The following is a 22,588-nucleotide window of genomic DNA, read 5'->3' as shown; positions in this document are numbered from 1 at the left end:
ACGGCCACAAACCCTCTCTCGAAGCCTGATACAGATTGAGATCGACAACCTACCGGCTGTGACGAAAGGGTGGTTGGGTGTCGGTCTCGTGCGACGTGCTCGTCGTGGGCTCGGGGTTCGGCGGCAGCGTCGCCGCGTTGCGACTGGCGGAGAAGGGCTACCGCGTCACCGTCGTCGAGGCCGGGCGGCGATGGCGCCCGGCGGACTTCGCCTCGTCCGCGTGGCAGGCCCACCGCCTGGTGTGGGCGCCCTGGATCGGCTGGCACGGCATCACGCGGCTGCGGGTGCGGCGCCGGCTCGCGACGTTGTCGGGTGTCGGGGTCGGCGGCGGTTCGCTCGTCTACGCCGGGGTCCACCACCGGCCCGGCGCCCACGTCTTCCGCTCGGCCTGCTGGGACCCCGCCGTGCGGTGGGCAGCGGAACTCGCACCCTGCTATGCGCTGGCGCAACGGATACTGGGCACCACGCGTGTTCCGCACCGGTCGGCCGCGGACCTCGTCCTGGGCCGGACGGCCGCCACGCTCGGCCTGCCCGCTCCCCGGGCCACCCGGGTGGGAATCCACTTCGGCCCGCCCGGCACGACCGGCCCGGACCCCTTCTTCGGCGGTCAAGGACCTGCCCGGACCGCCTGCACCACGTGCGGCCGCTGTGTCCTGGGCTGCCGCACCGGGGCGAAGAACTCCCTGGACCACAACTACCTGCACCTCGCCGAACGGGCCGGGGCCGACATCCGGCCCCTCACCCAGGCCCGCACCCTGCTGCCGCAACCGGACGGCTCCTGGGTCGTGCACGCGCGGACCGGAACAGGCATCGCACGACGCCGCACCGTACTGTCGGCGCACCAGGTCGTCCTCGCGGCCGGCGCCTGGGGCACCGCGGAACTGCTGCACCGCTCCCGGCCGCACCTGCCCCGGCTCTCCCACGCCCTGGGCACCCGTACGCGCACCAACCGCGAGGTGTTCGCCGTCGTCTCCGCCAAAGGGTTCGACGTCGGGCCCGGCGTGGCGATCAGCTCGGCCCTGCCGGCGGGACCCGACCTGCTCGTCCAGCTGTGCCGGCTCGGACCCGGTTTCCACCCGGCCGCACTGCTCGCCCGGCCGACGGGCTCGCCGTGGCGGGACTTCGGCCGGAGCACGGCGGTGCTGTTCGCCATGGAACTCGGCGACTCGCATCTGACCAGCCGTTATCGCTACGGCAGGATGACCTTCGCGCCGGGTGGCGAGCGTCCCGAACCCGTACGCCTGCCCGGGGCCGAGACCGTGGCACGCCACTACGCCCGGCACATCGACGGCCGGGCCGCACTCCTGTGGAACACCGCCCTGCGCCTCCCCGTCACCGCCCATCTCCTGGGAGGCTGCCCGATCGGCGGCGACCCCGCCACCAGCGTCGCAGACCCCTACCACCGGGTCCACGGCTACCCGACGCTGCACATCACCGACGCGTCCGCCGTACCGGGCAACCTCGGCGGCAACCCCGCCCTGACCATCGCCGCGATGGCCGAACGCGCCTGCGCGGCCTGGCCCGACGCCGGCCGGCCCGACCAGCGCCCCGCGCAGGGAGAGCCGTACCGGCCCGTGGGGTGGCCGAAGTGAAGGAACTCCCCCTGCTCCGCGCGCTCTTGGCCCGCTTCGCCACGAACCGTGCCGTGCTCCGCGTCGCACCGCACGTGCTGCCGCACGTCGATCTGCTCCTGCACCGCCTGACCCGGGGAAGGCTGCTGCCCAGTCGGCTCGTCCTGAACACGATCGTCCTGGGCACCACGGGGCACCGCACCGGCAGGCCCCGTACCACACCTCTGGCCGCCCACCGGGCCGCGGACGGAACCTGGCTGGTCGTCGGCAGCAACTTCGGCCGCCCCCACCATCCGGCCTGGAGCACCAACCTCCGGCTCCGCCCGCAGGCCACGGTCACCGCACACGGACGAACCTGGCAGGTCCAGGCACGAGAACTCGGTGACCACGAGAAGGAACGACACCGCGGCCGCATCCTGCTGGCCGTCCCCTTCTACGACGCCTACGCCGCCCGCACCGACCGGCGTATCCGCGTCTTCTGCCTCACCCCGACGCCGGCCGTGCCGCAGCAGTTCGCCGCGGGGCGGGCCGGAGGTCTCACGCCACGTTCCCGTCCCACCGAGTGAAGGGCGAAGGAGCGGCGGGCCGAGCGGTGCGGTCGCCCGGCGTCTCACCCGGACGGGGCGGGCGCGGGCTGTGGGCCGGGGAGCGGGAAGGACTTGTCGCCGAACAGCACGCGGCCGGCCGCGGCCCGGCCCGCACGGGTGCGCAGCAGGGCGAACGCCGCCGTCGCCACGGCCGGTGTGCGGACCTGGGCCAGCCCTCTGCGCAGCAGCAGCCGCCCCTGGAAGCGCGCCCGCAGCGCGGCTCCGTCGTAGGGGGACAGCGCGTCCGGCCGACCGGTGCGCAGCGCGTCGTCGAGGACCTCGGCTGCGAACTCCGACAGCCGCAGGCACGGATCCAGGCCACCGGCGGTGAGGGGCGAGACCGCACCCGCCGCGTCGCCCACCAGGATCCCGTCCGCGCAGCTGATACGGCGCAGCACACCACCGACCGGAATCGGCCCGCCACGCCGTTCGACCGTGTCGGGTAGCTCGACGCCGGCCAGTCCGGGCGCCGACGCGCTGAACCGCCGCAGGGCACCGCGGAGTCCCTCCGGGAAACGGTCGCCGTAGCCGGCGACGCCGACATGCGCGTGCTGCCCGTCGTTGACCACCCAGGCCAGATAGCCGGGGGCGAGCGTCGGATCGAGCACGCAGTGGAACGTCGGTGGCTCGTCGTCGAGGTCGTGCCCGGCGAGGCCGAAGACCTCCTCGGCGCCGACCAGCAGGTGCCGGTTGCGGTCGAGCCCCAGGTCGCGGGCCACGCCGGAGCGTGCTCCGTCGGCGCCGACGACGAAGCGCGCCCGGATCGTCGCCGGCCCGTCACGACCGATCAGGTGGAACGTCCTGCCCCGACGGCCGGCGTAGCGCGTGCCCAGGGCGATCCGCACCCCCGCGGCCGTCGCCGCGGCCGCCGTGCTCGCGTAGAGCGGCCCCATGTCGCCCACCCGGTATTCGTCGCGGGCGCTGACCAGGCTGACCGGGCGGCGCAGATCGGGCGGGTAGAGCAGCACCCGCCGGATCGGCGGCCCGAGGTGCTCGGGCGGCAGCGGGAAGTCGTCGAGTGTCTTGCGGACGAAGATCCCCGTGGTGCGGATCGCGCTGGAGAGGCTGGCCCGCCGGTCCACCAGGAGCACGTCGTGGCCGTGCCGGGCGAGGAGCGTGGCGGTGTGCAGGCCGGCCAGTCCCGCGCCGACGACCAGGACGTCGGTACGGGCATCGGTACCGAGGGCGCCGAGGTCGAACGAGTTCACCGTCGGCCTCCCGCCCGCGGGGCCCCGTCCGCCGCCGCGACCTGCTCTCCGTGTGCGGCCCCGGGCAACGGATCCTCCGCCTCCCAGCGCAGCAGATCTCCGGGCTGGCACTGGAGCGCCTCGCAGAGCGCGGCCAGCGTGGCGAAACGCACGGCCTTGGCGCGTCCGTTCTTCAGCACGGCCAGGTTGGCGGGGGTGATGCCCACGCGTTCGGCCAGCTCGCCGACGGACATCTTCCGTCTGGCCAGCATCACGTCGATGTCGACGACGATCGGCATCAGATCACCTCCGCCAGCTCTGCCCGCATCCGCGCTGCCTCGACGTCGCGCGCGACCGCCTGGCCCAGGAGCATCCGCAGCACCCAGACGATCAGGGTGACTCCCAGGACCGCCAGGCAGACCCCGCCCAGCAGGAGCACGATGCCCGGGGCCACCGCCTCACCCGGGGCCAGTACGACACCCAGCGCGAACACGAGCAGCGCCGCCGCGGCGAAGGCACCGATCACGACGTGCACATAGCGGAAGGCGGCGTGGGAGAACACGGTCCCGCGCCGGACCATCGCCGCCAACTGCCATACGCAGACCAGCACCACCTGCGCCGCCACGATGCCCAGCACCACGATCAGCACGATCGGCACCCGCCGGTCCGCCAGCACACCGCCCTGCGAGCCATCGGCCAGCAGCGCGACCATCACCGCCTGCACGAACAGTGTCCCGGCGAGCAGTACGACGACCACGGCACGCAGCGCGAGCAGCGCAAAGTTCCCCATCACTTCCCTCTCGATCGAAACGCATCGAAACGCGATAGGAACTTATCGAAAAACGATAGGTGCGGCAAGGCGTCCGGTAAGGCGGGGGAGGACGCCGAGGGCTTGTTATGACCGCTGTCATGATGGATGCTGCCTCTCGGCGTTCGCCGCAGCCGACCAGGACGAGCCGGGAGGACCTGTAATGATCGACAACGTCGCACGGGTGATGTGGGAGAGGTTCGAGCCGGTCCACCAACTGGTCTACTTCACGCCCGAGGTGCGCGAAGCCATGGAGGGTCTCGGCCTGCGCGGCTACTGGACGGGCTACTTCGCCCTGCGCGCGGCGCCCCTCGGGCCGGTTCCCCCCTCGGTCGTCACCGGTTGCTTCTACGTCTTCCACCCCGACCGGGCGGCGAAGGCGCTGCCGGACGCCTGGTCCGTCGCCTCCCCGCGGCAGGTGATCGAGGCACGCCAGCGGGCCGTGGACGCCGCGATGACCGGCCTGTACGGACCGGAGGTCCTGGCGTCCGCCGAACTCGCCGAGGCCGCCGACCTCGCGTGGGAAGCCGCCTGTGCCGCGGACACGGCCGGACGGGTGCTCGGCGCGGCCAACCAGGCCCTGCCCCGCCCGGCCAGGCCCCACGTCCGGCTCTGGCAGGCGGTGACCACCTTGCGCGAACACCGCGGCGACGGCCATGTCGCCGTGCTGGTGGCCCAGAACCTGGGACCGGTCGAGGCGCTGGTGCTCAAGAGCGCGACGGGGGAGACCGACGCGGAGTTCCAGCGACGCATCCGTCAGTGGAGCGACGCCGAATGGCGGGCGGCGCAGGCCGAGTTGGGCGAGCGCGGCTGGATCGACGAGGCGGGGCGGCTCACAGCGGCCGGAGCGGCCGCTCACCAGCGGATGGAAGCCGACACGGACGCGGCGGCGCTCCGGCCGTGGCAGGCGCTGGGCCCGGACGCCACCACGCGCCTCGCCCACCTGCTCGAACCGCTCGCCCGACGGGTCCTGGACTCCGGAATCGTGCCGGCCGCCAACCCGGTCGGGCTGACGGACACCACATGGGCCTCCGCCGGCTGACGCCCCGGCTCTTTACGCCAACTCTTTACGCCAACTCTTTACGGCCAAAGGGCGGGAGATGGCCATGCGCCAGTGCTTGCAACTGCCGCACGGAGACGGCCGGGAGGCGCAGCCGTATCGCCTGGCCGCAGCCGAACGGATCACCCCGCCTCCGTGCAAGTGTTGAAGTTTCACTCGCGTCGCGAACGATGCGTCAGAAGGCCTGCACAGGTGTGCGCGTGATGGGCTCGCAAGCACGCCCGCGTCCGGAAGCCGTCTCCCTGCCTTGCCTCCTCGCCGAAGCGCTGAAACCTTCGGTTCTTGAACTAGGTTCGCGCCGCAACAAGGCCTAAATCGCGATTACTTGAACACCATCAGCGCCATCCGAGGAGTGAAGCCATGCTGAGAGGGATGCCGATACCGGCGTTCACACTGGGACCCGTCGCAGCCCTGGGTCTCCTGCTGGCAGGGGCTGGGCCGGTCTCCGCGGAGCCGAGCCTTTCCGGGCCCGCCCCGTCCTGCGTCGTGATGTACGAGAGCTGGCGGTACACCGACGCCGCGAACACCTGCGCAGATACGTGGAGCGTCTCGGTGCTCTACCAGGACGGCGCGACGAGCCGCTGCTCCACCCTCCCGCCGGGCGCTCGAGCGACGGTCGGTGAGGGCTACCTCGGCGCACACGGTCACGCCGACCGTCTCGTCCTCTGCACCACACCCTGACCGCGGGCGCTGACCGCGTGGCGTCAGGCGAGGATCGGCCAGGCCATGATGCACGAGCCGGACCCACCCTCGGTCGACGGCTGTCCGCTCCCGGCGGGACCTGCCCGGTCGCGGTCTCCCCGCCCGTGGCGAACGTGTGATCTCCTGGCACCGTGAAGCGCACCACCCTCGACACCAACCGCCGTATGCTGCGCGCCCGGGACCTGATGGACCGCTCCTACGCGCAGCCCCTGGACGTGCCGGCGCTGGCCCGCGTCGCCCATGTGTCCCCGGCCCACTTCGCGCGCACGTTCCATGCGACCTTCGGTGAGACTCCGCACCGCTACCTGCAGCGCCGCCGCATCGAACGGGCGATGTTCCTCCTGCGCGAGAGCGACCGCTCGGTCACCGACATCTGCTTCGAGGTCGGCTTCAGCAGCACCGGCACCTTCAGCCGTACGTTCCGCGGTATCGTCGGCCGGTCGCCGAGGGAGTACCGCAAGCAGGCCGTCGCCTCGGACGTGCCGACCTGCTTCACCATGGCCTGGATGCGGCCGGCCGCAGGACCCGCGGCAGACTGAGCAGTTCTGGATAAGTACGGCGGGGCCCCGGCCCGTAGCGTGATGGGCATGTTCACGGCTATCACGCACTCGCAGATCTACGTCCTCGACCAGGACGACGCCCTCGACTTCTACGTCGGCAAGCTCGGCCTGGAAGTCGCCGCCGACGCCGACCTGGGTTTCATGCGCTGGCTCACCGTCAGCGTTCCCGGCCACCCTGAGCGCCAGATCCTGCTCGAAGGCCCGGCCCGCCGCGCCTGTCCGAGGAGATCGCGCAACAGGTCCGCGACCTGCTCACCAAGGGGGCCATGGGCGGCCACCTCATCCTCAGCACCGACGACTGCCGCGCGACGTACGAGACGCTGCGCGGCAAGGGCGTCGAATTCACCGAGGAGCCCACCGAGCGGCCGTACGGGGTCGACTGCGGGCTCAGGGACCCCTTCGGAAACAGCATCCGCTTCACACAGCCGAAGGCGTGAGCGACCGCTTGTCCTCCACTACTCCGCCGGCTTGAACGGGCCGGACGCGGGAGCCACGCACATTTCGACTTCGGTCCTCTTCGCGGCCGCCGAGCCGTCCAGGCAGAGTCGTCCGCCGCGGTCGCGCAGGTCGAGAAGGAACCGGGTGGCCGGACCGGACTGCCTGAGGTCGTGAATGCGTGCGTCGACATAACCGAGGTCGTTCAGCACCGTCCTGACCTTGGCGGGGGTCGGCTGCGGCAGATACCAGAGTGCCTGCGCGACGCGCTGTTCATGGAGGATGCCCGCGCACCAGTCACGAGCGTTCAACTCCACCTCCGGCCCCGCCGTGGGAGCGATCGGCTCGACCGGGCCACTCGGCGGTGTTTCCACCGGACCGGAGGGCAATGGCGCGGCCGAACCGGTCGGCAGCGTGTCAGCCGGCCCCGTCCGCGGCGCCCGGGCGGGGCCGGTCGGTGGCGCCTCCGGCGACGCGCTCGACGGGCACTGCTGCGCGACCCGGCTCAGCATCTCCGTGAAGGCCGCCTCGGGCTCCGCTCCCGCCGAGCGAGCGGAGCCACTGTCCGGCCTGTCGGCGCCCGCCCGCTCGGTGCCGCACGCGGTGACTGCCAGCATGGTGACGGTCGCTGTCGCCAGCAGCGGCCGTGGGCGGCGCAGGAGGCGGGCAACCGAGCGGGCGGGAAAGGGGCTTGGTCTCATGCCCCAAGTCTCCGGGCCGGCCACGGCTTCCACGTGAGTGCGCGTACTCACCTGCGTAGGGAGATCCACTCAACTCGTGCCCGCGCCGGCAGGGTTCGGCCCGCTGGTGACACAGCACGAGCACGCCGCCGGGGTCAGGCCGCCGCGGGTTCCTCCGCGAGGAACTTCTCCACGAACTCCCGCGCACGGGCCTCGAACGCGGCGTACTGAGCGGCCCGTTCGGCCCCCGCGACCGCTTCGCCGACCAGGAGGTTCCCTGCGGCGTCGATGCGCTGCGGGCGCTCCTCCGCGTCGGTGAGCAGACCGACGGTGGAGTGGGAGAAACCGCAGTAGTACGCGATGCTCTCGCTGAGGTTGGTGTCGAGGACGGCCTGCATCCCCGCCACGACGGGATCGTCCGAAGTGGCGCCGGCCAGCCCCAGCCACAGGATCCGCTTGCCCGCGAGCCGAGGGCGGCTGCGGCCGTAGGCGAACCCGTAGTTCCACACCCGGTCGATCCAGCCCTTCAGGATCGCGGGCACGCTCTGCCAGTACACCGGGAACACGGCGACGACGGCATCGGCGTCGAGGACGCGCCGCATGTGCGCGCGCACTTCGTCGGAGTACCTCTTCTCCCTGTCGCCCCAGTCCGGCTGGTCCGCCACGTTCATACGGGGGTCGAACCCCTCGGCGTGCAGATCGAGCAGGTCGACGCGGTAGCCGGCCGCTTCGAGCCGGGCGGCGGCACGGCGGGCCGTGTGCGCGGTGAGGGAATCAGGGCGGTGGTGTGCGACGACGACGAGGGCAGTCCTGCCCTTGAGGTCCTGCTGCGTCACGGTGTCTCCCGGCTGGTCTCGGTCAGTTCGACGAGTCCAGTACATCCCTGACGGCATGGATGATCCATGGGAGAAGCGCTCCAGAACATAGGCGATCGTCTACGGTGGTCTCCGTGGATCCTCTGAGTTCGCTGCTGAGCGGCATCCGGGCCGAGGGGTCGGTCGTCACCCGTGCCGTGCTGACCCGGCCCTGGACCATCCGCTTCGCCGACGCCGCGCCACTGACCATGATCTGCGTGCTGCGCGGCGGTGGCACCCTGTTGCTGCCCGACGGAACCGAACGCGCCGTCGGTGCGGGCGACACGGCCCTGGTGCGCGGCCCCGAACCCTTCCACCTCGTGGACCACCCCGCGACGTGCACGGCCCTCACGCCGCCTACGAGATCGCCTGCTTCACGGCGAGCACCGCATGCGCCGCCCAGGAACTGGGCGGTATCCACTGGGGCGCCGACTCGGAGGACGCGACCGCGTTGATCGTGGGCGCCTACCGTGCCTCGGGCCACCGTCACGAGCGGCTCCTGCGTGCCCTGCCGCCCCTGCTGGTGGTCGAGGAGGACGCCGAGGTCTGTGCGTGGCTGGAGACGGCCGCCGCCGACGCGGCCCGGCAATCGGCCGGTTCGCAGGCGCTGATGGACCGGCTCCTCGACTGGGCCCTGGTGTGCACCTTGCGCAGCTGGTTCGAGCAGGCGGGCGACGACGCGCCCGGCTGGTACCGGGGCCTCGCCGACCCGGTCCTCGCCCCCGCGCTGCGGTCCTTCCACGACCAGCCCGCCCAGGCGTGGACGGTGGCCTCGCTGGCCGCCCGCTCCGGCGTCTCCCGGGCCCTGTTCGCCAAGCGCTTCACGCAGCTGATGGGCCGTCCACCCCTCGCCTACCTCACCGAATGCCGCCTGGACGAGGCTGCGGCGCTGCTCATCGACACCGACCTCACGGTCGCCCAGATCGCCAGATCCGTCGGTTACGCCGACGCTTTCGGCTTCAGCGCCGCGTTCAAACGCCACAAGGGCCAGAGCCCCAGCAGGTACCGCGCGGCGGCGGCTCCGGCGGTGCCGGGCGCTCTCCGGTCGGGGTAGCCGAGGCCACGGCGGCTACGGCTCCGCGAGCCACGGCAATGGCCTGCCGCCCGGGTGGCGTAGCGGGTGGTGCCCGCGCGGCGCCGACGCAGGCCGGTCGGCGTCGCGGTTCAGGACGGCGGTGGGACGAGGTGGCGGGCGGGATGGTCCGGGCCGAGGAAGACGACGATGCCGTTGCCGTCGGGGGAGGGGTGGGTGACCTGCGTCCAGCCCTGGCGGTGGTAGAAGGCCATCGCTCGGGGTGCCTGGACGGAGGTGAGCAACCAGGAGCGGCCCTCGGGGGCGTCCGCGGTCACCGCCTGCAACAGATGTCCGGCGATCCCGGTGCCGTGCGCGCCGGGCCGGACGGCGAGTTCGTCCACTTCGAAGGCGCCGCACAGCCAGTCTTCGGCCCGCCGGGCACCGAGGCCGGCGGCGGCCTGCGGATAGCAGCGGTCCGTGGGGAAGGGCCAGGGAGTGGTCCACCCGCCGGCGAAGCCGAGCACCTCCCCGCCTGCGGAGGCCACGGCGGCGGTGAACCCGGGACGCCGAGTGTCTTCCGCCAGGCGCGCGACGAACTCATCGGCCTTCCCCTCGTCCTCGTTCCAGGGCGGTCCGCAGTAGGCGTCGACGTAGACCGAGCGCAGAGTGTGGACGTGGGCAAGGACGTCCCCGCCGTGCAGGACGCGCACGACGGGGCTTGACGCAACGGTCACGGGACCCCCTCCTCTTCCTGCGACCGAGACCTTATTGCAAGCATTGTGCAGCAAGGCGGACGTCCGGGTGTTCCCGAGCGGGCGTGCACGGTGACCGGCCCCGCAAAGGCATGCCGGCGATCCTCGCGTTGGGCCGGGGCGGCGATCCGGAGACGGCGTCGCTGCGAGGGCCGGCCGAGGAGTGCGCGAAGACGGGACACGAACGGGCCCCCGAGCAGGGGCGGCGAGTCGCCTAGCAGGTCTGGGAGCCGCTCACGGTCGGGTAGTCCGTGTATCCCTTCTCGTCACCGCCGTAGTACGTGTCGCGGTCGCCCTCGGTAAGGGGATGGCCGTGCGCGAACCGCTCGACGAGGTCCGGGTTGGCGATGAAGGGGGCGCCGAAGGAAACCGCGTCGGCCAGCCCTCGTTCGAGCAGCTCGTTGCCGCTCGCCTGGGTGAAGCCGAGGTTGGCGATCACGGCGCCGCTGTAGTGGGCGCGGTAGCGGGCGAACGCCGTGAAGGCGTCGTCGGTGCTCGTGCCGGGCTCCGGTCCCAGGAGATGGAGGTAGGCCAGGTCGGTGTCGCCGAGGCGCTTGAGGAGCAGGTCGTAGTCGGCCAGCACCTCGGCGTCCGCGGTGAAGGACGGCTCGTGGCGCCAGTAGGGGGAGAGCTTGACGCCGACGCGGTCGCCGCCCCACACGCTGCTGACGGCGTCCACGATGTCGAAGAGGAACTGGGCCCGCTTCTCGCTGCTGCCGCCGTAGGCGTCACTGCGCCGGTTGAGGCGGGGGTTGAGGAACTGGGCCACGAGGTGGGACGCCTGGGCGTGGATCTCCAGACCGTCGAAGCCGGCGCGCAGGGCGTTGGCGGCCGCCTTCCGGTAGCTGTCGATCGTGGTGGCGATCTCCGCCGCGGTCAGGGCGCGGGGCGTCACCGTCTCCTTGGGGCCGCCGGGGGTGAAGGACATCTCCTGCGGGTTGATCGCCGAGGGACCCGCGGGGAGCCGGCCACCGAGGTGGTCGGGATGGGAAACGGCCCCGACGTGGCCGATTTGCGAGACGATCCTCCCCCCGGCGGCGTGCACGGCTGCGGTGACCTCGGCCCAGCCCGCGGTCTGAGCGTCCGTGTAGATGCCGGGGACGTGGATGAAGCCGATGGCGTCCGGGCTGACCCAGGTCCCCTCGGTGACGATCAGGCCGGCACTGGCGCGCTGCGTGTAATAGGTGGCGTGCAGGGCGGTGGGGGCCAGTTCCGCGTTGGTGGCGCGGGAGCGCGTCATGGGTGCCATGACGACACGGTTGGGCAGCTCGAGCGCGCCCAGCCGGACGGGCTGCAGGAGGGGCTGGGTACCGGATGCCGGAGTCGGGTCGGACATGAGGTCTCTTTCGCGACGGAGGGTGCTCCTCGCGGACACGAGGAGCGGGAACAGGGGGTGGAGTCAGTCCTGCTTGAGGACGTGGAGGCCGGACAGGGGCCCGCCGAGCTGAATGAGGCGGCCTCCCTCGCGCAGCGTGCCGAGATCGACCGGCGCGAAGCCGAACTGCGAGGTCAGGCCCTTCACGGTGTTCTTGGCGTCCAGGTCGTCGCCGGCGAGGAACAGCACCTGACGCCCGGCCTCGTGGCGGGGATCGGGTGCGATGTACTGCGCGAAGAGGGCGTTGAAGGCCTTGACCACGCGCGCGCCGGGAAGCAGGGAGGCCACGTATTCGCTTCCGGTGAGGTCGCCCAGGTCGGCGATCTCCGCGTTCGGGGGAGGGGAGGCGAACTGGTTGGTGGCATCGATGACGATGCTCCCGTTCAGGGGCGGGAGTTGGGCGGCCACGTCGGGTACCTGCGGCCAGCCGACCGCGAGTACGACGAGATCCGAGGCGGCGGCCTCGGCAGGGGGCGCGGCCGTCGCGCGTGCGCCGAGGTCTTTCACCAGCGGGGCCAGGGAGGCGGGTCCTCGGCTGTTGCTGAGCACGACCTCGTGACCGTGGCGGATCGCGTGCCGGGCGACGGCCTGGGCGATGGTGCCGGCTCCGAGCGTTCCGATCCTCATCGGGCGTCCCCCTGCCCGGAGTCGGTGGCCCGTGGTGTGGTGAGCAGGACGGTGCCGCTCTTGGCCGGGCGGCGGGCGTGCTCGATGGCGGCCTTGAAGTCGGCGAGGTCGTAGCTGGCCGCCACTTCGAGCAGCTCCGGGGTGTTCCGGGCCAGGTCCACGGCGAAGGCGACGTCCTCGGCCCGCTCTTCCGGGGTGCGGCCGATCCAGTGCAGCACGGTCACGCCCCGCACGGTCAGCGCCCGGTGGACGAGTGGCAGCTGCTCCAACGCGGTGCTGCCGGAGCCGAGTCGGCCGTACGAGAGCAACGTGCCGCCGTCGGCGAGCAGCTCGACGAGGTCCCGGGTCATGGCACCGCCGACGCAGTCGAGGACGACCTGAACGCCCCGGTCGCCGGCCTGGCGGCGGACCTGCTCCGGCCAGTCGTCGTCGCAGGTCGCGATGACGGGCAGGGTGGGGTACAGCGTTCGCATCTTCCGGGCACCGGACTCGCTGCGTACGAGGTTGATCAGGGGCAGGTCGTGCCGGACTGCGGCCACGCTGACCAGACGGCCGACGGAGGAGCCGGCGGCCGTCTGCAGGACGGCGCCCTCCCGCCCGCGCAGGGCGTTCTCCAGCGCGCGGTACAGCATGCGCAGGGTCAGCGGATTGACCAGCATCAGGGCGGCGGTCTCGTCGCTGACCTCATCGGGCACCGGCACGGCCCGGTCGGCCGCGACGACGACCACATCGGCCCACGTCCCCGGCGCCGGGAAGACCGCCACGCGTTGGCCGGGACGCAGCGTGCGCACCTCCGGCCCGACGCTCTCGACGACCCCCATCCCCTCGACCCCGGGAGTCCGGGCCTCCGGCAACTGCTCCGGCAGGCCCGGCAGTTGCTCGACACCGACCAGGTCACCCGGGTGGACCGGCCGGACCAGCATGCGGACCAGGACCTCGCCGGCGCCGGGACGCGGCGGGTCGGGCTGCTCCCGCAGCGCGAGTACCTGGGCGGGTTCCCCCAGCCGGGTGTGCACCACCGTGCGCATGGCTTCTCCACTCACCTTTTAATGATGGACAACATTAAAACAATGATGAGGGGTAACCTTGAAACCGTCAAACACAGTCGATGCCGGAGGGCGGGCATGCCGCGGATCACCAGGGAAGACAAGGCCAGGAACCGGCAGAACATCGTTGAGGCGGCCGGACGCATGTTCCGCGCCCAGGGCATCGACGCCGTCGGGATCGCGGAACTGATGAAGGAAGCGGGCCTGACGCACGGAGGCTTCTACAACCACTTCGCGTCCAAGGACGATCTGGCCGCCGAGGTGTGCAGCGCCTCGTTCGAGGCGTCGCTGGGCGTCCTGGAGCAGGCCGTGGCGCAAGGGGACGACCCCGCCGGCTCACCGCTGAGGCGCGTGGTGGACGACTATCTCTCGGTCGCCCACCGCGACGCCCCGGACGGCGGCTGCCCCTCCGCCTCCCTGGTCACCGATGCCGGGCGGCACAACGACACGATCCAGAGCTCGTACGCCGCCGGTGTCGAGGGATATCTCACGGGTTTCGCGGCAGAACTCGCCCGTGAGCAGGACGAGGAGATCACCCCGGACCAGGCACGGGAACGGGCCGTGCTGCTGCTCAGCACGCTGGTCGGGGCGATGGTGCTCGCCCGGGCCGTGCGTCACGTCCAGCCCGACCTGTCCGAGGAGATCCTGCGGACCTGCCGCGCTCACGCCCTCGACTGATCATCCGAACAGACAGGTCGGCGAACAGACAGGTCGGCGATCAGACAGGTCAGTGACCGGACAGGGCAGCGATCGGACAGGCCACTGTCACAGAGACATGCCGCCGTGGCCGATCTTGTCCAGCTCGGTGAGTTCCTCGCTGGAGAGCGAGAGTCCCGCGCCGGTGACGTTCTCGCGCAGGTGCGCCACCGACGAGGTGCCGGGAATGAGCAGGATGTTCGGTGACCGGTGCAGCAGCCAGGCCAGGGCGACCGACATCGGCGTCGTGTCCAGCCGGGCGGCCACGGCGGAGAGCGCCGTGGACTGCAGGGGCGTGAAGCCGCCGAGCGGGAAGAACGGTACGTAGGCGATGCCCTGGCCGGCGAGTTCGTCGATCAGTGCGTCGTCCCGGCGGTAGGCCAGGTTGTACATGTTCTGCACGCACACGATCGGCGCGATTCCCCGCGCCTCGGCGACCTGCTCCGCCGTCGCGTTGCTCACCCCGAGGTGCCGGATCAGGCCCTTCTGCTGAAGTTCGACGAGGGTTTCGAAGGGCTCCGCGAGCGAACCGGGCCGGGGCCCTTGAGCGTCGCCGAGCCGGAGATTGACCACGTCGAGCGTGTCGACGCCGAGGTCCTCCAGGTTCTCGTGCACGGCGCGGCGTATGTCCTCGGGCCGTCGGGCAGGCGGCCAGCCGCCCTGCTGATCACGGACCGCGCCGACCTTGGTCACGAGGTGCAGCGATGCGGGATAGGGGTGCAGCGCTTCCCGGATCAGCCGGTTCGTGACGCGCGGTCCGTACGCCCCTGAGGTGTCGATGTGACTGATCCCGAGTCCGGCCGCCGCACGCAGGACGGCGAGAGCGCCGTCGCGGTCGGCGGGCGGGCCCATGACCCCGGGGCCGGCCAGCTGCATGGCCCCGTAGCCGAAGCGGGTGACGGTCAGATCGCCCAGGGTCCAGGTACCGCCGGGCAGTTGGGCGGAGGGTGTGTTCAGGGTTTCGCTCATGCCGTCGATGCTCGCCCCACCCCGAGCGGCGCAGCCAATACCGATGCGGTGACCTGCCATACCCGGCGGGTATCACCGAAGTAGGCTGTGGCCATGGACACGCTGGAGACCCGCGAGCTGCGGTACTTCGTGGCGGTCGCCGAGGAGCTGCATTTCGGCCGTGCCGCCGAGCGCCTCGGCATGGCCCAGCCACCACTGTCCCGGGCCGTCCAGCAGCTCGAGCGGCGCCTCGGCGTCAGCCTGCTGCAGCGCAACCGCCGCGGTGTCGCCCTCACGAACGCCGGACAGACGCTGCTGGACGAGGGCCGCGCAGCCCTCGACGCGGTCGCCGCCGCAGCTCGCCGCACGCGGCGCGCCGGCGGCGCCGACGGTTCGGGCGGCCCTGGAAACCGGCTGGTGCTGGCGGTGAAGGCCGGTGCGTCCCACGAGCTGCTGCACAAACTCCTCGACGCCTACGCGGCCGAGCCCGATGCCGCCGAGATCGAGGTGCTGCCGAGCGGCACGTGCGAGCAGGGGGAGATGCTGCGCGACGGCCGGGCGGACGTGGCGCTCATGCACACGCCGTTCAACACCCTCGCCGGTTTCGACAGCGAGGAGCTGATGACCGAGGGCCAGATCGCCATCCTCCCCGCCGGGCACCCATTCGCCGCGCGCAAGAGCCTGTCCCTGGCCGAGGTCGGCGACATCCCCGGCCTCCCGCTCGCCCGCTGGTCTCGCAACGGCACCTTCCCACCCGGCCCGGGCCCCGAGATCCACGACCAGACACAACTGGCCCAGCTGATCGCTCTCGGGCGCACCGCGGCGGTCTTCCCCGAATCCGCCCGCGCCTGGCTGTGGGCCGAACACGCCGCCGTCCCGCTCGACGACGCGCCCCCCGTCGTCACCCACATCGCCTGGCCCGCGCACAGCCGCTCGCGCGCCCTGGCCGGGCTGATCCACACTGCTACCCGGCTGTAGTCACTCACTGGGTGGTCATGCCCACCCGCCTGCCGCTCGTCGTCCGCCGCTGCCACACCTGCGCCTCATCGCGTGCCAGGGCTGACGGGAAGTTCCGCGTCAACGCGCATCACAAACGCATCGATGCCTGGCTTCTCGTCCTGTGCACCGTATGCGGCGAGACGGCGAAGCTCACGCTCCTGGAGCGGGCCCCGGTGCGTTCCGTACGCCCCGGCCTGCTGAACCGGCTGCACGCCAACGACACCACGCTGGCGGCCGAGTTGCTCCAGGACCCTGCCTTCGGGCACCGCAACCACATCGCCCTCGACTGGGAGGACGCGTGGTCTGGACACCAACGGGTCGGACCACATCGACCGCGAGGTCATCGACGTCTCGGTGCGCTTCGCCGCACGCATCCCGGTCCGGCCCGCCCGGCTGATCGCTCGAGGCTGCGGCCTCCCACGGGCCGAGGTCGGCAGACTGATCACCGCAGGGAGACTCGTGTCGGCGGTCCGGCTGGGCGGCACGCTCTGCGGTGACTTCAGCTTCACGTTGAAACGTTGAGCCCGACAGACGCTGAGCCGTTGCTCATGGCGCGACGTCGGCGGCTGGCGAACAGCGCCCATCGCTGTGACCGGCCGTCGGTAGCCTGAGGTCCGTGATGGTGGGCACCGAAGAGACCCGGCTGGTCGTGCTGCGAGGCAACAGCGCCTCGGGGAAGTCGTCCGTCGCGGCCGGTCTGCGGGAGAAGTTCGGCCGCGGTCTGGCCCTGGTCGAGCAGGACAATCTCCGTCGCGTCGTGCTCCGCGAGCGCGACCGCCCCGGCGCCGCGAACATCGGCCTCATCGACCTGACCGCCCGCTACGCCCTGGACGCCGGGTACCACGTCGTGATCGAGGGCATCCTCTACGCCGACCACTACGGCGGCATGCTCACGCGACTGCGCGCCGACCATCGCGGACCGACCCACGCCTACTACCTGGACGTGCCGTTCGAGGAGACCCTCGCCCGGCACGCGACCAAACCGATCGCCGACGCGGTCGACGAGACAGAGCTGCGCGACTGGTACCGGCCGCGGGATCTGCTGCCCGGCCGGCTCGAGACCGTCATCGGCGCCGGCAGCGCCCTGCACGAGACCGTCGCCCGCATCATGTCGGACACGGGCCTGGCGCACCTGCCCGCCACGGACCGCTGACCAGCAGCCGCACACCGTACCCACCGGTGGCGGCGGGCCGGCCCGAGGCTCATGACGTCCGAAGTGTCGACAAGTAGGTCGCCACGAGGCCGCGCGCCCAGTCCGCGGAGGCCGGCTCGGAAGTGAAGATCGCGCGGTAGTAGAGCGGACCGAGCAGGAAGTCGGCGGCACTCTCCACGTCGGGTGCGGATCCCGCTCGGTCGAACTCGCGCTGGAGGATGGCGCCGAGCTGGCGATGGCGATCCTCGACGCACGCGCAGCCGCCCGCCGGTCCGGCGGCGATGGTGGCCCGCATGAGGGCGAGCGTGTCGGGATCTGCGACGTCGGTGGCGACGTCGGCGAGCCAGCGTTCCAGGTCACCGGCGAGTGAGCCGGTCTCGGGGACGACCAGGTCGTCACTGAAACGGCTGGTGGCGACATCGGTGAGCAGCTGGGCGGTCGACCCCCAGCGGCGGTAGAGGGTCGTGGGGTGCACCTTGGCGCGGGCGGCGACAGCCGGGAGCGTCAGCGTCTCGGCTTCCTCCTCCGCGAGGAGTTCCGCGACGGCGCGATGCACGGCGGCCCTGACCTTCGCGGAGCGACCGCCGGGGCGTGCCTGAGTGGACGATTCAGCCATGGAGAAATTATCGCACTGATCATTGCGTTAGTGGTAGCGTCTTAACGCATCGATCACTGCTTTTGGAGTCGCTTGATGTCCGGACCCGTCCCTTCGCAGCTCCAGCCGTCCCCGCCTTCGCCCCTGGGCGGCGCCGCACCCGTTCCGGGGCGGCGACGGCTGAGCCACCCCGTCGCCTTCGCCGCCCTCGCGGTCGTCTTCGTGCTGTTCATGGCCGCCTCCAGCGCACCGTCCCCGCTCTACGTCGTCTACCAAGAGCAGTGGCACTTCTCCGCGTCCACTCTCACCACCGTCTTCGCCGTCTATGTGCTGGGCATGATCGCGGCCCTGCTGGTCCTGGGCGCGCTCTCCGACCATCTCGGCCGCCGCCCGGTCCTGCTGTCCGCGATCGCCCTCGAAGCCGTCTCCATGGTCCTGTTCCTCACGGCGGGCGACGTCGGGGTGCTGCTGATCGCGAGACTGGTCCAGGGCATCGCCACGGGGGCCGCCATGACCACCCTCGGAGCCGCCCTGGCCGACCTCAACCCCAGCCACGCCCCGCACCGTGCCGGGATCGTCACCGGCACCGCGCCCACCTTCGGCCTGGCGCTCGGCTCCCTGGGCTGCGGTCTTCTCGTGGAATACGAGCCGCACCCCACCCGGCTCGTCTACGTGCTGCTGCTGGCCGCACTGGTCGTGGCAGGCGCCGTCCTGTCGGCACTGCCGGAGACCTCACTGCGGCGTCCCGGTGCTGCCCGCTCCCTCCAGCCCCGCCTGCGCATCGCGCCCCATCTGCGAGCTGACCTTCTGAGCCTGGTGCCCATCCTCATCGCCAGTTGGGCGCTCGGCGGCCTCTACCTCTCCCTGGGCCCGTCCGTCGCCGCCGGCCTGTTCGGCCTGTCCAGCCATGTCGTCGGTGGACTCGTGGTCACGCTGCTGACCGGTCCGGCCTTCCTCACCGCCCTGGCCCTGCGCGGCTGGCCCGTCGGACGCACCCTCGCCACCAGCGCCGGTCTCCTTCTCGCCGGCACGGCCATCGCCCTGATCGGTGTTCAGGAGCACTCCCTCGTCACCGCCGCGCTCGGTACCGCGACAGCGGGCGTCGGCTTCGGCGGCTCCGCGCTCGCCAGCTTCGGCACCCTGGCGCGGATAGCCCGCCCCGCCGAACGCAGTGAGCTCTTCTCCGTGGCCTTCGTCATCTCGTACTTGTCCTTCAGCATCCCCGCGGTGATCGCCGGGATCGCCACCACCCACGCGGGCCTGCGGCAGACGTTCGTCGTGTACGCGGCGACGGTCGCCCTGCTGTGCGCCCTCGCCCTGCTCGCGCAGCGCCTGCGCGCCACCCGCACCGCGGCCGCCGCGACCTCCCGGTAGGAGCCGCGGCGCGTCGTGAACAAACCGGGCGCCCGCCCTGGAGCAGCACCCCGCGGGGCGCCCGGCGTGACACCGGGCGCCCCGCATCCTCGAACTGACCACTTTTGCGCCATCTCGTCCCCGGCCTGGGCCGGTCGGCAGTCCTGATGCCCGGGCGGTGGCGGCCGCTGACGCGGGCTGACCGGCTGGAGTGCGGAAAACGGAGGTGGGCAGGCCGTGCCGCCGGAAAGAATGGCCGCCATGACGTACGAAGGTTCTTCCATCGACCCGGGAAAGCCGAGCATTGCCCGCGTGTACGACTACCTGCTCGGCGGCAAGGACAACTACGCCGTGGACCGTGAAGTCGGCGACGTGTTCAAGCGCGACCTCCCCGGCTCGGTGGCCATCGCCTTCGCCAACCGCGCGGCCCTGACCCGCGCGGTCAGGGAGATCGCCCGGACCACCGGCATCCGGCAGTTCATCGACCTGGGCAGCGGCCTGCCGACGGCGGACAACGTCCACCAGGTCGCACAACGCCACGCCCCCGAGTCCCGAGTCGTCTACGTCGACATCGACGACCAGGTGCTGGTCCACGGCCGCGCACTGCTGGAGGACAACGACCGCACCCGCGTCGTCGCGGTCGATGTGCGCGACCCCGAGGGCATCCGCTCCCATCCCGTCACGCTGGAGCTCATCGACTTCTCCCGCCCCGTGGCCGTCATCCTCAGCGCCATCCTTCACCACGTCAACGACGATGAGGACCCGGCCGGCATCGTCCGCTACTGGCGCGACCACGTGCCCTCCGGAAGCCACTTCTTCATCAGCCACTTCCGCTCAGGCAACAACCCCGAGACCATCGAGGCCGAGAAGGTCCTGCAGCAGACGTTCGGGCGCGGCCGGTGGCGCACGGACGCGGAGATCGCCTCCCTGCTGGACGGCCTGGAGATCCTCGACCCCGGTATCGTCGCGGCGCCCCTGTGGCGCCCCGACAAGTCCGACGACGCTCCGTGGAACAGCGGCGAAGGACGAGAGCTCACGGTCTGGGAACACCTCATCGCGGCCGGCCTGGCCCGAAAACCGTAGGCGTACCCCCGGGAACGCAAGGCGGTCGGGCCTCGGACGGCCGCAGAGCGGAGGTTCCGGCAGCCGGGCCCGCCTGGTTCCCACGGCATCCCGGTCAGGCGTGGTGTATCACCTTCCGCGACACGGGTACTTGCGCTCGGACATCCGACAGGTCGAACCACTCCCAGGAGAGTCATGACACAGGGGACCGAGAACGAGACGGGCAACCGCTTCTGCAAGGCGTGCGGTGCGCCGGCCGAAGACGGAAAACTGTGCAACCACTGCGGGACGGTTCTCGAATTCCCCGATGAGAGTGGGCTGATCGAGGACCAGGGCGCTGCGGTACGCCGAGACTTCGAGGGACGCACCCCTCGCTCGGAGGCTTGAGTTCCTGGCCAGGTGCCTGATCGCCCGCGAGGCTCTCGCCCGCGTCCTCGACGACGAGGCCGGGCCGGCCCCGAACCGGGTCGGCCCGGCGGATTCGAAGCAGTGGCGAGCGATGCTCGACCCCCTCCGCGCAGCACTGGCCCCGCCGCCACTAGCCACGGCCGGTCCGCCGCAGAGGCCCGTTGGTGGAGGCCCGTTCGTGGAGCCCGCTCGGGTCAGGACGACTCGGCGTGTGCGTTCGCCGTGCGTGCGGCACGGTTCACCCTGCGGTGTGCCCTGGCCTCCCGGAGGCACCAGGCCGACCAGAGCAGCAGGACGAGGAAGACGGCGAGCAGCCCAACCAGCAGCACCAACTGCCGTGCCGAACCGTCACGTTGGACCAGGTTCAGCAGCAGGCAGAACGTCCAGGCCACCACACCGCCCGCATACACGCCCCTGAGCTGTCGCAACTGACTGATCGAACCCATCGTCACCCTTCCGGGCCGTAACCTCTTGCCTTGCCCCGTCGGTACCCCCGCCACGCGAGTTCACCGCTTCAAAGGGCCACCGATTTCGCGGACTTGCCCACCGTCCTCGTCCCGTCCCGCCGGTCACTGCTCGCGCAGGGCCTGGCGCATCCTGTGGAGGCGGTCGAGGGAGCGGCGGCGCATCCACAGGACCCAGGTGCACAGCAGTGCCATGCCGAGTGTGAAGAGGACCGGGAAGGTGAGGGACCCGGTGGCGGCGCCCAGGACGAGCATGCCGACCGCGATGAGGCCCATGGCGCGGACCCAGTACGGCAGCCACTTGCCCGCCCGTTCCAGCTGGCCGAGCTGCTCGGCGACGAGCCGTCGCATGGCCGCCTGCTCCTGGGGGTCCCGGGGCACCTGCTGGTGGCGGATCTTCCGGCTCAGATCGGCGAGTCCGCCCGCGTCGGTGCCCACGGCTCGAGCGGCCCGCCGGCGCTGGACGGCCAGGACCGCGATGGCGACGCCGGTGTAGAGGGCGCTGTGGAACACCCAGACAGCCGGGTGCTCGTCCCTGCGGAACAGGGCCGTGACACCCAGTCCCAGCAGGAAGATCAGGGTCGCCTGCGCGGTCAGACTGCGGTCGAGTAAGCGCTTGAGGGAGAGCACGGCGCATACCTCCGTCTACGGGAAGCGGGTCAGCGTCGTCTCCTCGGATACCCCGCCCTCTCCCGTTCATCTGACCGGGCGAGGCCACCGGCATCAGCCACCGCCCGTCGGTATCAGCCACCGGCACCGGCACGACGGCTCGCCTATGCGAAAGCCGTGCGCGCGTTCAGGAGTTCGTCGGTGTCAGGACCTGCAACCCCACCACCCGCAGCAACTGCAAGCGCTCGTACGACTCCGTGCCCGGGCGGGCCGTGTGGATGACGAGTTGCTGATGGTGCTCGGAGTTGACGAGGACCTCGCAGTCGAGTTCGAGGACGCCGACCGCAGGATGCCGGAAGCGCTTCGTGGAGGCGCGACGTACGGCGACCTCGTGCTCGTCCCAGAGGTGCGCGAACTCCTCGCTCGCGGCACGCAGTTCGGTGACGAGGGCGGCGGGTTCGGGGTCCGTGGGGCGGGCCGAGGCCACCGCCCGCAGACCGGCGACCTGCTCGCGGGCGCGCTCCGGGCGGTCCTCGGGCGGGAACAGCTCCTGGGCCGCCGGGTCCAGGAAGAAGCGGCGGATCATGTTGCGTCCCCGGGGCGGGCCGGCGAGGACGTCTCCGCTCAGTGCCCGCGACAGCGCGTTCTGGGCCAGGACCTCGCCGCAGTCGGTCGCCACCATCGCCGGGGTGTCGTGCAGCCGGTCCAGTACCAGGAGCAGACCCGGACGCACGTGCGTGCTGGTCGCCTCCCGGCGCGGCGGCTGTTCACCGGTCAGATGGAAGAGGTGGTCGCGTTCGTCCTCCGTCAGGCGCAGGGCGCGGGCCAGCGCGGTGAGCATCTGGCGGGACGGGCGCGGGCCCCGGGACTGTTCCAGCCGCGTGTAGTAGTCCACGGACACGCCGGCCAGCTGGGCCACCTCCTCGCGGCGCAGCCCCGGTGTACGGCGGCGGGCTCCGGGCGTGAGTCCCACGTCGGTGGGGTCCAGGCGGGCGCGGCCGCGGCGGAGGAAGTCGGCGAGTTCGGCTCGGTTCACCCCTCC

General features: G+C 71.6%; 26 protein-coding genes and 2 pseudogenes. 14 read left to right on the top strand and 14 right to left on the bottom strand.

The window, feature by feature from the left end; all coding sequences use genetic code 11:
• The first annotated feature begins 77 nt into the window (after positions 1-77).
• Both ACIGAN_RS07240 and ACIGAN_RS07235 read left to right on the top strand, forming a co-directional pair.
• A complete protein-coding gene (locus ACIGAN_RS07240; RefSeq protein WP_399855723.1) occupies positions 78-1,592 on the top strand; it encodes a GMC oxidoreductase in 1,515 nt (504 codons plus the stop codon).
• Entirely contained in the window at positions 1,589-2,137 is a 549-nt protein-coding gene (locus tag ACIGAN_RS07235) for a nitroreductase/quinone reductase family protein (protein WP_399855721.1), read from the top strand. The genes ACIGAN_RS07240 and ACIGAN_RS07235 overlap by 4 nt, the downstream gene beginning before the upstream one ends.
• A gap of 44 nt (positions 2,138-2,181) precedes the next feature.
• Here the strand turns inward: ACIGAN_RS07235 and ACIGAN_RS07230 are convergent, their stop codons facing one another.
• The 3 genes from ACIGAN_RS07230 to ACIGAN_RS07220 are packed head-to-tail and all read right to left on the bottom strand — an operon-like array spanning position 2,182 to position 4,135.
• Positions 2,182-3,366, bottom strand: coding sequence for an FAD-dependent oxidoreductase (locus ACIGAN_RS07230; protein WP_399855718.1), 1,185 nt, complete (start codon positions 3,364-3,366; stop codon positions 2,182-2,184).
• Complete coding sequence (locus ACIGAN_RS07225; protein WP_365741240.1) at positions 3,363-3,644, bottom strand: helix-turn-helix domain-containing protein; 282 nt, start codon at positions 3,642-3,644, stop codon at positions 3,363-3,365. The genes ACIGAN_RS07230 and ACIGAN_RS07225 overlap by 4 nt, the downstream gene beginning before the upstream one ends.
• Positions 3,644-4,135 carry a DUF2975 domain-containing protein gene (locus ACIGAN_RS07220; RefSeq protein ID WP_365096653.1) on the bottom strand — a complete coding sequence of 164 codons (492 nt, stop codon included), beginning with the start codon at positions 4,133-4,135 and terminating at the stop codon, positions 3,644-3,646. The genes ACIGAN_RS07225 and ACIGAN_RS07220 overlap by 1 nt, the downstream gene beginning before the upstream one ends.
• Before the next feature lie 181 nt (positions 4,136-4,316).
• Here ACIGAN_RS07220 and ACIGAN_RS07215 point away from each other — a divergent pair, with 181 nt between their 5' ends.
• The 4 genes and pseudogenes from ACIGAN_RS07215 to ACIGAN_RS07200 all read left to right on the top strand — a co-directional run bounded on the left by ACIGAN_RS07215 (position 4,317) and on the right by ACIGAN_RS07200 (position 6,912).
• Positions 4,317-5,195, top strand: coding sequence for an SCO6745 family protein (locus ACIGAN_RS07215; protein WP_399855715.1), 879 nt, complete (start codon positions 4,317-4,319; stop codon positions 5,193-5,195).
• A gap of 378 nt (positions 5,196-5,573) precedes the next feature.
• Complete coding sequence (locus ACIGAN_RS07210; RefSeq protein WP_399855713.1) at positions 5,574-5,894, top strand: alpha-amylase; 321 nt, start codon at positions 5,574-5,576, stop codon at positions 5,892-5,894.
• Positions 5,895-6,079: 185 nt separating this feature from the next.
• Positions 6,080-6,454, top strand: coding sequence for a helix-turn-helix domain-containing protein (locus tag ACIGAN_RS07205; protein WP_399856224.1), 375 nt, complete (start codon positions 6,080-6,082; stop codon positions 6,452-6,454).
• A gap of 48 nt (positions 6,455-6,502) precedes the next feature.
• Positions 6,503-6,912 (top strand): annotated as a pseudogene (locus ACIGAN_RS07200) (VOC family protein).
• Positions 6,913-6,930: 18 nt separating this feature from the next.
• On the opposite strand, the gene ACIGAN_RS07195 reads toward ACIGAN_RS07200, so the two are convergent.
• Positions 6,931-7,611, bottom strand: a complete 681-nt coding sequence (locus ACIGAN_RS07195; protein ID WP_399855710.1) for a hypothetical protein — start codon at positions 7,609-7,611, stop codon at positions 6,931-6,933.
• A 134-nt stretch (positions 7,612-7,745) separates the two neighbouring features.
• Positions 7,746-8,471, bottom strand: coding sequence for an NAD(P)H oxidoreductase (locus ACIGAN_RS07190; RefSeq protein ID WP_399855708.1), 726 nt, complete (start codon positions 8,469-8,471; stop codon positions 7,746-7,748).
• A gap of 14 nt (positions 8,472-8,485) precedes the next feature.
• Between ACIGAN_RS07190 and ACIGAN_RS07185 the strand changes: the two genes are divergently transcribed.
• Together ACIGAN_RS07185 and ACIGAN_RS07180 are read left to right on the top strand one after the other, a co-directional pair.
• The gene (locus tag ACIGAN_RS07185; protein ID WP_399855705.1) at positions 8,486-8,899 is read left to right on the top strand and encodes a cupin domain-containing protein; all 414 of its coding nucleotides are present in this window, start codon (positions 8,486-8,488) and stop codon (positions 8,897-8,899) included.
• Positions 8,782-9,498, top strand: a complete 717-nt coding sequence (locus ACIGAN_RS07180; protein ID WP_399855702.1) for an AraC family transcriptional regulator — start codon at positions 8,782-8,784, stop codon at positions 9,496-9,498. The genes ACIGAN_RS07185 and ACIGAN_RS07180 overlap by 118 nt, the downstream gene beginning before the upstream one ends.
• A 110-nt stretch (positions 9,499-9,608) precedes the next feature.
• Here the strand turns inward: ACIGAN_RS07180 and ACIGAN_RS07175 are convergent, their stop codons facing one another.
• From ACIGAN_RS07175 to ACIGAN_RS07160, 4 genes are all read right to left on the bottom strand, one after another.
• Positions 9,609-10,193, bottom strand: a complete 585-nt coding sequence (locus ACIGAN_RS07175; RefSeq protein ID WP_399855700.1) for a GNAT family N-acetyltransferase — start codon at positions 10,191-10,193, stop codon at positions 9,609-9,611.
• Between the two features lie 232 nt (positions 10,194-10,425).
• A complete protein-coding gene (locus ACIGAN_RS07170) occupies positions 10,426-11,547 on the bottom strand; it encodes an alkene reductase (RefSeq protein ID WP_399855698.1) in 1,122 nt (373 codons plus the stop codon).
• Between the two features lie 63 nt (positions 11,548-11,610).
• On the bottom strand, positions 11,611-12,213 hold the full coding sequence (locus tag ACIGAN_RS07165; RefSeq protein WP_399855696.1) for an NADPH-dependent F420 reductase: 603 nt from the start codon (positions 12,211-12,213) through the stop codon (positions 11,611-11,613).
• Complete coding sequence (locus ACIGAN_RS07160) at positions 12,210-13,256, bottom strand: zinc-binding dehydrogenase (RefSeq protein ID WP_399855694.1); 1,047 nt, start codon at positions 13,254-13,256, stop codon at positions 12,210-12,212. The genes ACIGAN_RS07165 and ACIGAN_RS07160 overlap by 4 nt, the downstream gene beginning before the upstream one ends.
• An 81-nt stretch (positions 13,257-13,337) precedes the next feature.
• On the opposite strand from ACIGAN_RS07160, the gene ACIGAN_RS07155 reads away from it, so the two are divergent.
• Positions 13,338-13,937, top strand: coding sequence for a TetR/AcrR family transcriptional regulator (locus ACIGAN_RS07155; RefSeq protein ID WP_399855692.1), 600 nt, complete (start codon positions 13,338-13,340; stop codon positions 13,935-13,937).
• A gap of 87 nt (positions 13,938-14,024) precedes the next feature.
• Here the strand turns inward: ACIGAN_RS07155 and ACIGAN_RS07150 are convergent, their stop codons facing one another.
• Positions 14,025-14,924, bottom strand: coding sequence for an aldo/keto reductase family oxidoreductase (locus tag ACIGAN_RS07150; RefSeq protein ID WP_399855690.1), 900 nt, complete (start codon positions 14,922-14,924; stop codon positions 14,025-14,027).
• Between the two features lie 93 nt (positions 14,925-15,017).
• Here ACIGAN_RS07150 and ACIGAN_RS07145 point away from each other — a divergent pair, with 93 nt between their 5' ends.
• From ACIGAN_RS07145 to ACIGAN_RS07135, 3 genes and pseudogenes are all read left to right on the top strand, one after another.
• Complete coding sequence (locus ACIGAN_RS07145; protein ID WP_399855688.1) at positions 15,018-15,881, top strand: LysR family transcriptional regulator; 864 nt, start codon at positions 15,018-15,020, stop codon at positions 15,879-15,881.
• A 17-nt stretch (positions 15,882-15,898) separates the two neighbouring features.
• Positions 15,899-16,424, top strand: a pseudogene (locus tag ACIGAN_RS07140) (DUF1062 domain-containing protein).
• Between the two features lie 97 nt (positions 16,425-16,521).
• Positions 16,522-17,055 (top strand): AAA family ATPase, encoded by a 534-nt coding sequence (locus tag ACIGAN_RS07135; RefSeq protein ID WP_399855685.1) that lies wholly within the window; start codon positions 16,522-16,524, stop codon positions 17,053-17,055.
• A gap of 49 nt (positions 17,056-17,104) precedes the next feature.
• Here ACIGAN_RS07135 and ACIGAN_RS07130 read toward each other — a convergent pair whose 3' ends face one another.
• Positions 17,105-17,671, bottom strand: coding sequence for a TetR-like C-terminal domain-containing protein (locus ACIGAN_RS07130; RefSeq protein WP_399855683.1), 567 nt, complete (start codon positions 17,669-17,671; stop codon positions 17,105-17,107).
• Between the two features lie 75 nt (positions 17,672-17,746).
• On the opposite strand from ACIGAN_RS07130, the gene ACIGAN_RS07125 reads away from it, so the two are divergent.
• Both ACIGAN_RS07125 and ACIGAN_RS07120 read left to right on the top strand, forming a co-directional pair.
• On the top strand, positions 17,747-19,024 hold the full coding sequence (locus ACIGAN_RS07125) for an MFS transporter (RefSeq protein WP_399855681.1): 1,278 nt from the start codon (positions 17,747-17,749) through the stop codon (positions 19,022-19,024).
• Positions 19,025-19,255: 231 nt separating this feature from the next.
• Positions 19,256-20,086: an SAM-dependent methyltransferase gene (locus ACIGAN_RS07120; RefSeq protein WP_399856221.1), complete on the top strand. Its 831-nt coding sequence runs from the start codon at positions 19,256-19,258 to the stop codon at positions 20,084-20,086.
• Between the two features lie 581 nt (positions 20,087-20,667).
• On the opposite strand, the gene ACIGAN_RS07115 is transcribed toward ACIGAN_RS07120, so the two are convergent.
• The 3 genes from ACIGAN_RS07115 to ACIGAN_RS07105 form a co-directional block, all read right to left on the bottom strand.
• On the bottom strand, positions 20,668-20,919 hold the full coding sequence (locus ACIGAN_RS07115) for a hypothetical protein (RefSeq protein ID WP_365741277.1): 252 nt from the start codon (positions 20,917-20,919) through the stop codon (positions 20,668-20,670).
• Positions 20,920-21,042: 123 nt separating this feature from the next.
• A complete protein-coding gene (locus tag ACIGAN_RS07110) occupies positions 21,043-21,567 on the bottom strand; it encodes a hypothetical protein (RefSeq protein WP_399855679.1) in 525 nt (174 codons plus the stop codon).
• 166 nt (positions 21,568-21,733) lie between these two features.
• Positions 21,734-22,582 (bottom strand): helix-turn-helix transcriptional regulator, encoded by an 849-nt coding sequence (locus tag ACIGAN_RS07105; RefSeq protein WP_399855676.1) that lies wholly within the window; start codon positions 22,580-22,582, stop codon positions 21,734-21,736.
• Between the last annotated feature and the right edge of the window lie 6 nt (positions 22,583-22,588).

It is taken from the genome of Streptomyces sp. NPDC085931, from assembly GCF_044540565.1.
Lineage (GTDB): Bacteria > Actinomycetota > Actinomycetes > Streptomycetales > Streptomycetaceae > Streptomyces.
The sequence above is the reverse complement of the archived record's forward strand: the minus strand, read 5'-3'. Positions and strand labels throughout refer to the sequence as shown.